Annotated in this window: 10 protein-coding genes; 3 read left to right on the top strand and 7 right to left on the bottom strand. The window is 65.0% G+C overall.

Annotation, left to right across the window (positions count from 1 at the left end; genetic code table 11):
- The first annotated feature begins 22 nt into the window (after positions 1-22).
- A complete protein-coding gene (locus tag WLQ66_RS18395; protein WP_340547793.1) occupies positions 23-694 on the top strand; it encodes a response regulator transcription factor in 672 nt (223 codons plus the stop codon).
- A 78-nt stretch (positions 695-772) separates the two neighbouring features.
- Positions 773-1,990 (top strand): MFS transporter, encoded by a 1,218-nt coding sequence (locus WLQ66_RS18390; RefSeq protein ID WP_340547792.1) that lies wholly within the window; start codon positions 773-775, stop codon positions 1,988-1,990.
- Positions 1,991-2,039: 49 nt separating this feature from the next.
- Here the strand turns inward: WLQ66_RS18390 and WLQ66_RS18385 are convergent, their stop codons facing one another.
- The 7 genes from WLQ66_RS18385 to WLQ66_RS18355 all read right to left on the bottom strand — a co-directional run bounded on the left by WLQ66_RS18385 (position 2,040) and on the right by WLQ66_RS18355 (position 10,343).
- Positions 2,040-3,281 carry an aminotransferase class I/II-fold pyridoxal phosphate-dependent enzyme gene (locus tag WLQ66_RS18385; RefSeq protein WP_340547791.1) on the bottom strand — a complete coding sequence of 414 codons (1,242 nt, stop codon included), beginning with the start codon at positions 3,279-3,281 and terminating at the stop codon, positions 2,040-2,042.
- Positions 3,282-3,338: 57 nt separating this feature from the next.
- Positions 3,339-4,250: an acetaldehyde dehydrogenase (acetylating) gene (locus WLQ66_RS18380; protein ID WP_340547790.1), complete on the bottom strand. Its 912-nt coding sequence runs from the start codon at positions 4,248-4,250 to the stop codon at positions 3,339-3,341.
- Positions 4,247-5,275, bottom strand: coding sequence for a 4-hydroxy-2-oxovalerate aldolase (gene dmpG / locus WLQ66_RS18375; protein ID WP_340547789.1), 1,029 nt, complete (start codon positions 5,273-5,275; stop codon positions 4,247-4,249). The genes WLQ66_RS18380 and dmpG overlap by 4 nt, the downstream gene beginning before the upstream one ends.
- A gap of 82 nt (positions 5,276-5,357) precedes the next feature.
- Positions 5,358-6,545, bottom strand: a complete 1,188-nt coding sequence (locus WLQ66_RS18370) for an ATP-grasp domain-containing protein (protein WP_340547788.1) — start codon at positions 6,543-6,545, stop codon at positions 5,358-5,360.
- An 11-nt stretch (positions 6,546-6,556) separates the two neighbouring features.
- Positions 6,557-7,630, bottom strand: a complete 1,074-nt coding sequence (locus WLQ66_RS18365; protein ID WP_340547787.1) for an AbrB family transcriptional regulator — start codon at positions 7,628-7,630, stop codon at positions 6,557-6,559.
- Entirely contained in the window at positions 7,630-9,051 is a 1,422-nt protein-coding gene (locus WLQ66_RS18360; protein ID WP_340547786.1) for an FAD/NAD(P)-binding protein, read from the bottom strand. The genes WLQ66_RS18365 and WLQ66_RS18360 overlap by 1 nt, the downstream gene beginning before the upstream one ends.
- A gap of 47 nt (positions 9,052-9,098) precedes the next feature.
- The gene (locus WLQ66_RS18355) at positions 9,099-10,343 is read right to left on the bottom strand and encodes an ATP-grasp domain-containing protein (protein WP_340547785.1); all 1,245 of its coding nucleotides are present in this window, start codon (positions 10,341-10,343) and stop codon (positions 9,099-9,101) included.
- A gap of 427 nt (positions 10,344-10,770) precedes the next feature.
- Between WLQ66_RS18355 and WLQ66_RS18350 the strand changes: the two genes are divergently transcribed.
- Complete coding sequence (locus tag WLQ66_RS18350) at positions 10,771-11,616, top strand: universal stress protein (protein ID WP_340547784.1); 846 nt, start codon at positions 10,771-10,773, stop codon at positions 11,614-11,616.
- Positions 11,617-11,625 lie beyond the last annotated feature (9 nt).

Genomic DNA, 11,625 nt, shown 5'->3' with positions numbered 1-11,625 from the left:
ACAGGACGCCAGAGAACAGCTGATGAATATTCTGCTTGTAGAGGATGAAGAGCGCGTAGCCGATTTCATACGCCGGGGGTTGAAGGCTGAGGGCTTCAGCGTCGAGCACGTGGTGGATGGCGAACTGGCGCTGGGGTTCCTGCAAACACGCGACTTTGATGTGGTGATCCTCGATCTGATGCTGCCGGGGATCTCCGGCATCGAGGTCTGCCAGCGGATGCGCGCCCGCGCCAATACCACCCCTGTTCTGATGCTCACCGCGCTGGATTCAACCGACGAACGGGTCGCGGGCCTGCGCATCGGTGCCGACGACTACCTGCCCAAACCCTTCGATTTTGAGGAGCTGGTCGCAAGGCTGGAGGCGCTGCATCGCCGCCGGGTCGGCTATGGGAGCACACCCGACGATGAGGTGATCACCCATCGCGGCCTCTCCTTTGATCCCCGCGCGCTGGAATTCTACGTGGACGGCCGCCCGGTCGCGCTCTCCAGCAAGGAGCGCGAGCTGGCCGTGCTGCTGATCAAGAACATTGGCCGCGCCCTCAGCCGGGAACGCATTCTGAATGCGGTCTGGGGCACGCAGTCGGACCCGATGACCAATATCGTTGATGTCTATATCGGCCGCCTGCGCAAGAAATTCGGCCCCGAAGGTGACGCCATCGTGACCCTGCGCGGCGCCGGGTATCGGCTCGATTGAGCGGCACCGGCAGCCGTGACAGCGCAGCCCCTGCGCGCTAGTATCGCCGGACCGGAACAACCTCAGGGCATCCCCACCATGGCCTCCCCGCTCCTGCTTCGTAACCGCAATTACCGGCTGCTGTTCACAGCCGGGGCGCTGACCAACCTCGGCGATGGGTTCATCCTGCTGGCGCTGCCCTGGCTGGCAACGCTGATGACCCGCGATCCGGTGGCGATTGCCGCCGTGGCCGCAGCCGGTCGCCTGCCCTGGCTGTTCTTTGCGCTGCCCGCCGGGGTGATCGCGGATATGGCCGACCGGCGCAAGCTGATAGCCCGCGCCGACCTGCTGCGCGCCGTGATCGTGCTCGCCATCCTCATGCTCGCGCTCAGCGCGCCGGCCGCCGGGGCCATCTGGGCGCTGGCCGGCCTGGCCTTCCTCCTTGGCGCGGCGGAGGTGATCCGCGACAATGCCGCCCAGACCATCCTGCCCGATATCGTTGCCAGCTCCGATCTTGAGGCGGCAAATGGCCAGATGTGGACCGCCGAACAGCTCACCGGCCAGTTCATCGGGCCGCCGCTCGCCGGCCTGCTGATCGCGGTCGGCATCGCTATTCCCTTTGGACTGGATGTGGTCGTGCTGGTGCTGGCGGCCGGTTTTGTCTGGCTGATCAGCCTGTCGCCGCGCGCGCCGGTTCAGCAGAGCTTTGGCAAGGCGCTGATGCAGGGCATCACCTTCATGCGCGGCGATGGGCTGCTGCTGCGGCTGGCGGTCGTGCTTGGCATCGCCAATTTCCTCGCCACCGCAACCATCACCGTAGAGGTGCTTTTCGCGCAGGAGGTGCTTGGCCTCGGCCCTACCGAATACGGGTTTGTCCTGTCGGTTGCCGCCCTTGGTGCTGTGACCGGCAGCCTGATTGCGCCGCGCCTCAGCCGCCTGATCGGGGTGCAGCCCTGCCTTTACCTGTCGATTGCGGGCTGGGCGGTTGGCTATGCGCTGATCGGTGTCAGCAGCAGCGGCATCATCATGGCGCTGGCGATGTTTGGCGTGATGGCGGCGGCGATGGTCTGGAACGTGATCACCGTCTCCTGGCGCCAGCGCCGCATCCCCTCCGAACTGCTGGGCCGGGTGAACAGCATCTACCGCTGCTTTGGCTGGGGCTCGATGCCGCTTGGCGCGCTGACGGGCGGTGCCGTCGTGGCGCTGCTGGAACCGGAGCTTGGCCGCGACCTCGCCCTGCGCGCGCCTTTCCTGATCTCGGCCAGCTGCTGCGGCCTCCTGCTGGTCTATGCCGCGCTCCGGCTGCGGCTGGACTGATGCCCGCGGGGGTAGGCTGACCTGCGACGGCCAGCCCACCCCGGCCAGATCAGGAAACGACTTCCATCACCGGCGGCCGGGCGGTGTGCCGCGCTGCCGCTGTGTCCTCCAGCTCTGCCAGGCACCGCAGGATCTGACTGGCGCCCAGCCGAACCTGATCCGCGTCGATGGCATAGGACAGCCGGATATTGTCCGGCGCGCCAAAATGACGACCGGGAACAGCAGCCACGCCATATTCTTCCAGCAGCAGATTGCAGAGATCCTCATCGGTGCTGATCATCCGCCCCCGGTGCAGGGTGCCAAAGACCCGCGAGATATCGGGGAACAGGTAGAATGCCCCGCCGGGGCGGGCGCAGCGGATCTGCGGTGCGCTGTCAAACGCCGTGAGCAGAAGATCCCGCCGCATCCGGTAGCCCTCGGTCATCCGCTGCGAGAACCCCTGATCGCCCGCCAGCGCCTCCGCCGCGGCAGCGGCCACCACCGGCGGCATATTAGAGATCGAGTTGCTGTTGAGCGTGGCAACCGCCGCCGCCACCTCTGTTGGCGCAGCCAGCAGACCCGCGCGCCATCCCGGCATCCCGTATAGCTTTGAAATACTGTCCACCTTGATGATCCGCGACGCCAGATCGGGCGCGATCTCCAGCAGATGCGGGCACGGCTCGTCGGCATAGACAAAGCGCTGGTAGACATCGTCGCTGATGATCCACACATCATGGCGCCGCAGCACCTCGGCCAGCGCCGCCAGCTCCGATCTGCTGTAGACCGCGCCGGTGGGGTTGGACGGGTTGTTCAGCACCAGCGCCCGAGGCCGCCCACCCAAGGCCGCCTCCAGCGTCGCGGGGTCCAGCTTGTACCCCTGATGCAGCCCGCAATAGGGCGTGCGCACCTCAACCCCGCTGAGCCGGGCAATGTCGAAATAGGTCGGCCAGCAGGGCGCCGGGATGACCACGGTATCGCCGGGCTGGAACAGCACCTGAAACAGCGCATAAAGCAGATGCTTGCCGCCCTGTCCCACGGCAATATTCTCCGCGCCGAACTGATCCAGCCCCAGCTGAGCCAGATAGTGCAGATAGGCCTCGATCAGCCCGGCCTCGCCCCGGCTCGGACCATAGCGGCAGCGATCGGCACGGATCGCGGCAATCGCCGCCTCGTAAACCCGCTGCGGCGGTGTGAAATTGGGCACCCCGATAGAGAAATCGACCACCGGGTCAGGGCGGCTCTGGATCCGTCCGGCCAGCGCCAGAATCGGACAGAAGGGCGTGTCGCGGTGAAGCGCGGGCAGATCAGGCATGGCAACCTCCCCGGCCTGCGATGGCGGCGCCACAGCGCCGGAACTCCGACATGCGCATCACGCCACGCTCTCCATCGGCTGCGCCACCGGCGGGTGGCTGTCCCGCGCGGTGCGGTCACGGGCAATGGCCTCGGCCATCCGCGTGGCGGCGGCGGTGATGATATCCAGATTGCCCGCCGACGGATCCAGATAATCTCCGGCCCCGGTGACCCGCACCATGGTGAACAGCCTATCCCCGGTAACATGCGGCTCAACGATCACGTCATAGCCCGGCACCGCCGCGCGCAACCGCGCCACCGCCCCGGCGATAGCGCTCCGGGTGGCCTCCAGATCATGCTGCTCTGCCAGCGCGGAGATTGCGGTCTGCATATAGACGTTCGGCTTTGCCGGGTTGATGTTCAGGATCGCCTTCACCCGGTTGCAGCCGGTGAACTGCCGCAGCGCGTCTTCGGTGGTTTCGATATAGTGATTGAGGTTCAGCCGCGTGGCCGGCCCTGCGCTTTCGGCACTGATCGAGGACACCACCTCCAGATAGTGGATCGCCGGGTTCGCCGCCGTCATCGCCTGGGCAATCGGGATCGAGGCCTGCCCGCCGCAGGTGATCATGTTGATATTGCCCGCCGCCAGCAGCGCATCGCCGTTCAGCGACGGCACGCAGAGCGCACCATTGGGAGCCGGGGTCAGGTTGATCAGCACCTTGCCCGCCGCCTGCAAAGCCGGGGCATGGGCCTGATGCGCCGCCGAGGAGGTGGCGTCGAACACCAGATCAAAACTGTCGAGCGCGGCAAACAGCCCCTCCGCCCCGCGATCAGTCACCGGGATGCCACGGCTTCGGGCCAGCGCCAGCCCCGGCGATGCCGCATTGCGCCCGGCAAACAGGGTGCACTCCAGCAGCGCGGAACGCTGCACCTTGCACAGCACGTCACAGCCAATATTGCCGCTGCCTATGATGGCGGTTCTCAGTTTCATGCGTCCACTCCTTCCAATGCGGGTGCCGCCGTCCGGGCCAGCCGCGCCGCCGCCGAGATGATCAGATCCTCCTGCCCGGCCACGGCGTTGCAGCGCGACAGCTCTTCGTAGATGAACCGTGGTGCAACGCCGAAATCCTGCGCCGCGCGGGTCACATGTTTTTCAAAACCGGCACAGACGCCGTAGATGCCGCTGATCAGGTTAGAGGTGCCCACGATGGTGCGCCGCTGCACCGGCGGCAGCTCGGGCAGCGCTTCCACCGCCTCGCAGAGCGCAAAGACATCGGTTCCGGTCTCAAACCCGTAGCGCTCCAGCACCGCACAAAGCACCTCCAGCTGGGTATTGCCGGCCCCGGCACCAAACCCGCGCATGGTGCCATCCAGAATGGTTGCGCCCGCTTCGGCGGCGGCAATGGAATTGGCAATCGCCAGTCCCAGATTGTTATGCGCGTGGAACCCCACCGGCACCTCCAGCTCAGCCGCCAGAACGCCGATCTTCTCGCTTGTGTCGCGGGGGTCGTAATTGCCTGCGGAATCCATCAGGACAATGGCATTGGCGCCATAGGACACCTGCCGCCGCGCCTGCGCCAGCAGCACATCCGCAGGCGCCATATGGGTCATCATCAGCACACCCTGAACATATTTGTCCTGGCTGCGGGCATATTCGATGTAGCTCTGGGTCAGATCGCCTTCGGTGCAATGCGAGGCGATGCGAAACACATCCACCCCGGCGCCGATGGCCGATTTGATGTCCGAGATCTTGGCAAAACCGGGGATCGCATGAATGCCCAGCTTGGTCTGGCTGAGATTGGCGCGGGCGGTTTCCAGCATCTCGATATCGGCATGGCGCGCCATGCCCAGCTGCAACGAGGAGGCCCCCAGCCCGTTGCCATGGCCGACCTCGACCACCGCCAGGCCGCAGCCATCCACGGTCCGGCAATAGGCGGCAATATCGTCAAGGCTCAGCGCATGGGCAATGGCATGATTGCCGTCGCGCAGGGTAGGGTCGTGAATGGCAATGGCCATGGTCTGGCTCCTTGTCATGGGACTTGATTTCATGGGACGTTGATTTGAGGCGATGATCAGGGGGCCGCAGGCCGGTGCCGCATTACCTCAGCGCGATCCGGGCCACGGCGGCCTCGGCATGGGCCAGCGCCTGCTCGCGGCTGTCACCGCGCGCCAGCACATAGGCAACCCGAGAGGCCGCAGACAGCACCGCATCATAGCGGGTGCCCGGTTTGGCAGAGGAATGCACCCGCGCCACACCTTCGGAACTGGCGGCGCAATCAAGCCCGGTGATCGCATCCAATGTGCGGTCCTGTGCCAGCATGTAGCGGATGGCCATCGCCGCGGTGGAGGGCGGCGGCGCATCATAGGCAAGCCCGAGCACCGCGGCAAAGGTCTCCTTGAACACATCGGCACCGGTGGTTTCCAGGGTCAGCTCCCAGATCTGGTCACCGCCGTTGCGGGTCTGGGTCTCGATGATATAGACCGCCCCGTCGTGCAGCTTTACCTCGGTATGGGCCGGGCCAGTCCGGTAACCGACCGCCTCCAGCAGCGCCTGAACCCGCTCGGCAATTCTGGCCTCATCAGCTGCACTCAGGGCGGCGGGCTGCACATGGCCGCTCTCGATGAAATAGGGCGCGCCGCTGGTGGTCTTCTCGGTGATCTGAAGCACCCGGTGACGACCGCCAACCGACATGGTTTCGACACTGTATTCCGGCCCGGGAATAAACGCCTCGGCGATCAGCTCCTCGCGGCCCGCCTGCAACGCATGGGACAATGCGGTCTGAATATCGGTGGAGTCATCAACGAAATGAACCCCCTCGCTGCCGCCGCCCTCGGCCGGTTTGACGATGCTGTCGCCATGGCGCGCCACAAACCCGGCGATCTCCGCCACCGTGCGCACGCGGGCAAAGGGCACATCCTCGATACCCGCCGCCCGCAGCGTCTCGCGCATCCGTCGTTTGTTGCGCGTCAGCCGGACCGTCGGCACCTGGCAATTGCTCGGCAGATCCAGCGCCTCGGCGATATGCGCGGCGGTCAGAAACCCATATTCGGCAAAGGAGAACACCGCATCAAACGGCGTCTTGCGATGCAGAGCGCGGGCCAGCGCGACGCTGGTTTTCACATCCTCGTAATCGGTCACCACCACGGTTTCGGCCTGGTCAAGCAGCAGCTCGGTCAGATGGGACCGGATCTGAAGCGCGCTGTAGCGCAGCCCCATCTCGCCGATACGGACAAAGGTGTGATCGCGACCGCCAATCATCAGGATATTGCGTTGCGGTTCAGACATGGCGTTCCCCGTCATCTGTCATCTGTCATCGTTTGGATTGGATCAGGCGCGGATCGGAACATCTCGCGGTTCATGAACATCGGCGCGATATGCAGCACCGACATGCGCAGCACATGGTTCAGCATCACAAAGGCAGGCTCCAGACCCAGCGCCAGCGCGGTGGCCACCATCACCTCGACCCCACCCGGCACCCAGGACATGAACAGCACCAGGAACGGCTGACCGGTCAGCAGGCTGAACAGCGAGGCCATGGCAACCGTGATCCCAAAGGTGATCGAGGTGACGATCAGCCCTGCGCGCAGGTAGCTTGCGATATCGCTGCGGGTGATATCCTTCAGCCGGATGCCGATCAGCCCGCCCAGCAGCGCCATGGCAAACAACACCAGCGGTTCCGGCACCACGATCGGATCGCTGCCGCGCCAGAGGTTGGTGCCCGCCGCCAGTATCAGACCGGTGACCATATAGGGCGCCGGCATGGCAAAGCGCTCCAGCACCCGCCCCGCCGCATAGGCCGCCGCCGCCAGCAGCAGAAAGATCGCGTAGCCCGCCAGCGTGCCCGCCCCTGTGGCGGCCTCGTCGGGCAATGCGGCGATCTCCTGCGATCCCTCCTGCGGACCGGCGATCAGAAACACCGCAACCAGCAGCGCGATCATCCGCACCATATGGGCAAAGACCATCTTGGCCGAGGTCTTGCCCTCCTCGCCGGTCAGGGTCATCACCGCCGCCATGGCGCCGGGCACCGCCCCAAGGAGGCTCTCGGCGCGGGTCCATTTTTCCACCCGGTACAGCCAGGTGAACCCGGCCGCCAGCTGCGCCGACATGCAGATCAGAAGCCCCGCAAGCACGGTCAGATCGGCCATGCCCTCCAGCATCTCGGCATTCAGCAGCGCCCCGACGCTGGCGCCCAGGATCAGCTGGATCACCACAATGGCCGCCGGCGGTGTCGCCAGCGCCAGACCAAATCGACAGGCCAGCAGCACCAGACCCGCCGCCCCCAGAAGCTGCCCCAGCGGCAGCCCGCTCAGATATCCCAGCGCCGATCCGGCACAGGCCAGCAGCAGGGTGATCGCAAAATTCCGCAGCATCAGCCGACGCTCCGCAGAATATCCGCCGGCGCCAGCGCCGATGCGGTGGCAATGCGTGCCTGATGGTGGATCACGTCAATGTTGTTGACCATATAGAAGGTGCCGCAGGTCAGCTGCCCCAGCGCAAACAGGCCCGGCGATGGCCGCCCGTCGCGGGTCAAAACCCGGCAATCCTCCAGCTGCACCTTGATCCCGCCGGTTGCGTCCCGCTCGGCAAAGCCCTGCGCCAGCAGGCTGCGGATCAGCGGGTTGCTCTCGTCCAGCCCGCGCTGCAGGCCGGTTGCATTGATCACCGCATCCACCTCGGCGATGCCATCGGCAAACTCCATCCGATAGCGGCCATTGCGAAAGCTGACATTGCGCAGCCCGCTGCGATGGCTGAGCGCGCCACTGGCCTGCAACATCGCGATACGGTCGGCATTGGTGCGCGAGATCGGCACCCGCATATTCGACCAGAGCCGGTGGAAATGGCGCAGAAACGCCGCCTTGGCGCGATCCGAAAGACTGGCCCAGAGCTGCGGTATCAGCATATTGGTTTCGGCCAGAATGCTGGACACCAGATCATTGTCGGCACTGTCAACGCCGCGCAGCAGATCGGCAAAGCTGACATCCACCCCCTGATGCTGCATCTCTGCCTCAAACAGCTCCATCACCGCCGACAGCGAAATCCGCCCGCCATCCGGGCCGTTGCGCAGCGCCGCCAGACCGGCCGGCGTCAGATGGTGCAGCGTCACCGGGCGATAGGCCGTCACCGCCTTGGGCAGCCCCGCCCGGCGCGAGGTCATCAGCATCCGTCGGCCATTCACCCCAAGCGCCACATCATAGGCGGTCAGCCGACAGCCCAGAATGCCCACCCGCAAACGGGTCAGCGCCTTCAGGCGGGCCGCCGGATAGGGCGCGCGGAAATAGCCCGGCGTGCCGCCCAGCCCATAGGGGTCGGCCTCCAGATTGGTGCCCAGACACAGGTAAACTGCATCATAATCGGACACGCTGCCCATCCAGCCCAGACGGTAGAGCGCATCGGCGCGCGGGCTGGGGGCAATCGTCTCCACCTCGGCGCCAATCATGCGGATCCGCCCCCCCGCGGTGCGCACCCGACCGCTCAGCGCATCGAACTGGCTTTGCAGGAACCGCCCGAACAGGGCGCGCTGTAGGAAACCATCCTCATCCGCTGCCGCCTCCGTCGCCCCGGTCTGGCGCAGCCAGTCGCGGAAATCATTGCGGCGCGCCAGATACATCAGCTTCAGCGGCCGGTTGAGCAGATTGGTCTCGGCATCCTCCTGATAGGCCACGCCGGGACCAAAACTGCGGCTCTTGTCAAAGACATCCACCGACAGCGCCGACAGATCAGGCAGGGTGGCGACCAGATTCTCCAGGACCGAGACACCGGCATAGCCCGCGCCGAGAACAGCAATTTTCATGTGGTAGATCCTTTGTTGGGCATCAGGCGAACAGGGGCAGGTCTGGATCAGGCCGCGGCGCTGGTCTCCCATTGGCAGGCACTGTGGAACCAATCCTCCAGCTGCCGCAGCCGCGCGCGCAGCTCCGCCTCGCTGTCGCCCTCGACGATGGCGTTCAGGATCTCGGCATTGGTATAGGCCATCTGACCATACTGCCGCCCCGCCACGCCGCTCATCCGATAGGCACGCACGAACTCGAACGGGCAGCGCTCCGGCACCGTGCGCAGCACACCGTCGCGCGGCGGCACGCAGAGCTGGCCAACCAGCCGCACGGGCTCCTGCATCGGCTCAGGCCGTGCCGTGTTCTCAAACCCCGGATCCCGCATCGCCCGCAGATAGGTCATGCGCGGATCCAATCCCCAAGCCTCGGTCATTTCCTGGTTGAAGAACACCCCGCCCAGCCGCGAGGCGATCTCGCCCAGGACAATGGTGCCATCCGGGCTGACAAAGACCTCAAGATGGAACAACAGCGTCGGCGGCGAGGGCATCACCTCTTCGACCAGATGGCGGGAATAGGCCACCAGCCGATCGCGCAGCGGCGTCGTCGGCTCCAGCATATGCAGATCATGTGAACGCCCGCCGAGGAAATCCAGCGCCGAGGTCAGCACCCGCACCGGCGAAATCACAATCGGGCGCCCATCCACATAGAGCCCGTTGACGATATAATGATCCCCGGCGACAAACCGCTCGATCATCGTGTTGTAAAACGTTGTACTGTCCTGCCGCGCCAGCCATCCCGCCAGATCGTCGGCCCCGCGGATCACGCAGACCCCGTTTGATCCGCGCCCGTCGCGGGGCTTCAGAACAACCGGATACCCCCAGCTGTCGATAAATCCGCGGATATCCATCGCATTGCGCACCACCGCCATGTCGCTGACCGGCAGCCCTGCCTCCCGCGCGCGGGTCTTCATCGCGTATTTGTCGCGATAGGCGTCGAGCTGCACCGCAGCATCCGTCGACACGCCGAGGTAGTCATTCACCCGCGCGGCGCGCAGCACGTCAATCTCCGCCAGCGCGACACAGACCGGATCCGCAAGGCCGCGCGCGATCTCGATCGCCGCCAGCTCCACCTCCGCGTTATCATTGAAATTCTGAAAGAAGCGGATATCCAGCCCCTCGGGAAAGCTGTCCATCAACGCCGCTTTGGCACTGGCGCAGGTCAGGATGATGCTGGCTGGCCCAATCGCCTCAACCCAATCGGTAACACTATGCTGTAAAAGGATTTTTGGCGGCGCAAAGAGAATGATATTCATGACACGGCGGGACCTTCGACAAAGTTTCAACAGGTTTCGGCGCAGAATTTTCTTCGCCTTTTACGTGTTTGCACGCAACTTACAGCATGTTTTGTATCCGTCAAGCGGCAGTTTTATGAAACTTACACAACGTTAAGGTGAGCGATTTTCCGCCTTTGTCCTGCCGTGATTTCTTTGGAAATACATGGCCGCGCCGTCCAAACCCATGACGGCATCCCATCGTATACTGCGGCAATCGGACGTGATGCCGCAGCTGCAAAATCGCCTGTCAGCCCCGGCAGGTCGCGCGCCCGTGCTGTGCCTCATTGCTCCCGGTCGCGACAACCGGCCGAGGCTTGATCAGGATCATGGCGGCCGCTGTCACAGATGATCTAATGACGTCAGCCGCGGGCAGATCCGCCCGCCGCATCCCGTCAGGAGGCACGCCATGCAACGCAGAACATCCCTCTTCATCCTCAGCAAAGACACCCGCGACGAGACCATCACCGCCGCCGCCGAGGCCGCCGCCGAACAGGAGGCGCATCTCGCCTGCCTGTTGCTGGAGGCGCTGCCCGGTCCGCCCAGTTTCGCCTTTGGCCACTCCGGTTACGCCGCCCTGGTTGCCTCGGACGGTCCGTTGGAACGCCTGCGGCAGAACAAGGCCGCCGCCAAGAAACGTGTCGACGACATCGAGACGCTGCTGGCCCGCAGCAACTGCCCCGGCGACGTGCAGTTCGCGGTCTGGTCGGGCAATGATATCGGTCTGGTCGCCGCACGGCGGGCGCTGACCTGCGACATTGCCCAGATCGCCGACGATCTGACCGACCCGGATCCCGTGTTCCGCGAAGCCACCTATGGCATCCTGTTCCAGTCCCCGGTGCCGCTGATGCTGAACGGCAGCCCCTTTGCCCACCGCGACCGCATTTTCCTCGCCTGGGACAGCAGCCTGTCAGCGGCGCGCGCCGCCCATGCCGCCCTGCCCTATCTGCGCAAGGCCAGCGAGGTGATCATCGGCTGCATCGACTCCGATCTGTCCCATGGCCGCGATGGCGAGGATCCCGGCACCGATATCGCCGCCTGGCTCAGCCACCATGGCTGCGCCGTCACCCTGTCGCAATTTGCCAGCAACGGGCAGGAAATCGGCACCAGCATCCAGTCGCGGGCGCGCGAAATCGGCGCCGATCTGGTGGTGATGGGGGCTTATGGCCACTCTCGTATGCGTCAGGCGATGTTCGGCGGCACCACGCGCACGATGCTCCAGCAGACAGAGCTGCCGATCTTCCTCGCCCATTAACAGGGGCAT

The sequence above is a fragment of the Phaeobacter sp. A36a-5a genome, assembly GCF_037911135.1.
Taxonomy (GTDB): domain Bacteria; phylum Pseudomonadota; class Alphaproteobacteria; order Rhodobacterales; family Rhodobacteraceae; genus Phaeobacter; species Phaeobacter bryozoorum.
The sequence above is the reverse complement of the archived record's forward strand: the minus strand, read 5'-3'. Positions and strand labels throughout refer to the sequence as shown.

What these genes read in the sequence shown, in the direction of transcription:
- WLQ66_RS18395 (WP_340547793.1), top strand. Translation starts at nt 23, where the DNA reads ATGAATATTCTGCTTGTAGAGGATGAAGAGCGCGTAGCCGATTTCATA.
- WLQ66_RS18390 (WP_340547792.1), top strand. Translation starts at nt 773, where the DNA reads ATGGCCTCCCCGCTCCTGCTTCGTAACCGCAATTACCGGCTGCTGTTC.
- WLQ66_RS18385 (WP_340547791.1), bottom strand. Translation starts at nt 3,281, where the DNA reads ATGCCTGATCTGCCCGCGCTTCACCGCGACACGCCCTTCTGTCCGATT.
- WLQ66_RS18380 (WP_340547790.1), bottom strand. Translation starts at nt 4,250, where the DNA reads ATGAAACTGAGAACCGCCATCATAGGCAGCGGCAATATTGGCTGTGAC.
- dmpG (WP_340547789.1), bottom strand. Translation starts at nt 5,275, where the DNA reads ATGGCCATTGCCATTCACGACCCTACCCTGCGCGACGGCAATCATGCC.
- WLQ66_RS18370 (WP_340547788.1), bottom strand. Translation starts at nt 6,545, where the DNA reads ATGTCTGAACCGCAACGCAATATCCTGATGATTGGCGGTCGCGATCAC.
- WLQ66_RS18365 (WP_340547787.1), bottom strand. Translation starts at nt 7,630, where the DNA reads ATGCTGCGGAATTTTGCGATCACCCTGCTGCTGGCCTGTGCCGGATCG.
- WLQ66_RS18360 (WP_340547786.1), bottom strand. Translation starts at nt 9,051, where the DNA reads ATGAAAATTGCTGTTCTCGGCGCGGGCTATGCCGGTGTCTCGGTCCTG.
- WLQ66_RS18355 (WP_340547785.1), bottom strand. Translation starts at nt 10,343, where the DNA reads ATGAATATCATTCTCTTTGCGCCGCCAAAAATCCTTTTACAGCATAGT.
- WLQ66_RS18350 (WP_340547784.1), top strand. Translation starts at nt 10,771, where the DNA reads ATGCAACGCAGAACATCCCTCTTCATCCTCAGCAAAGACACCCGCGAC.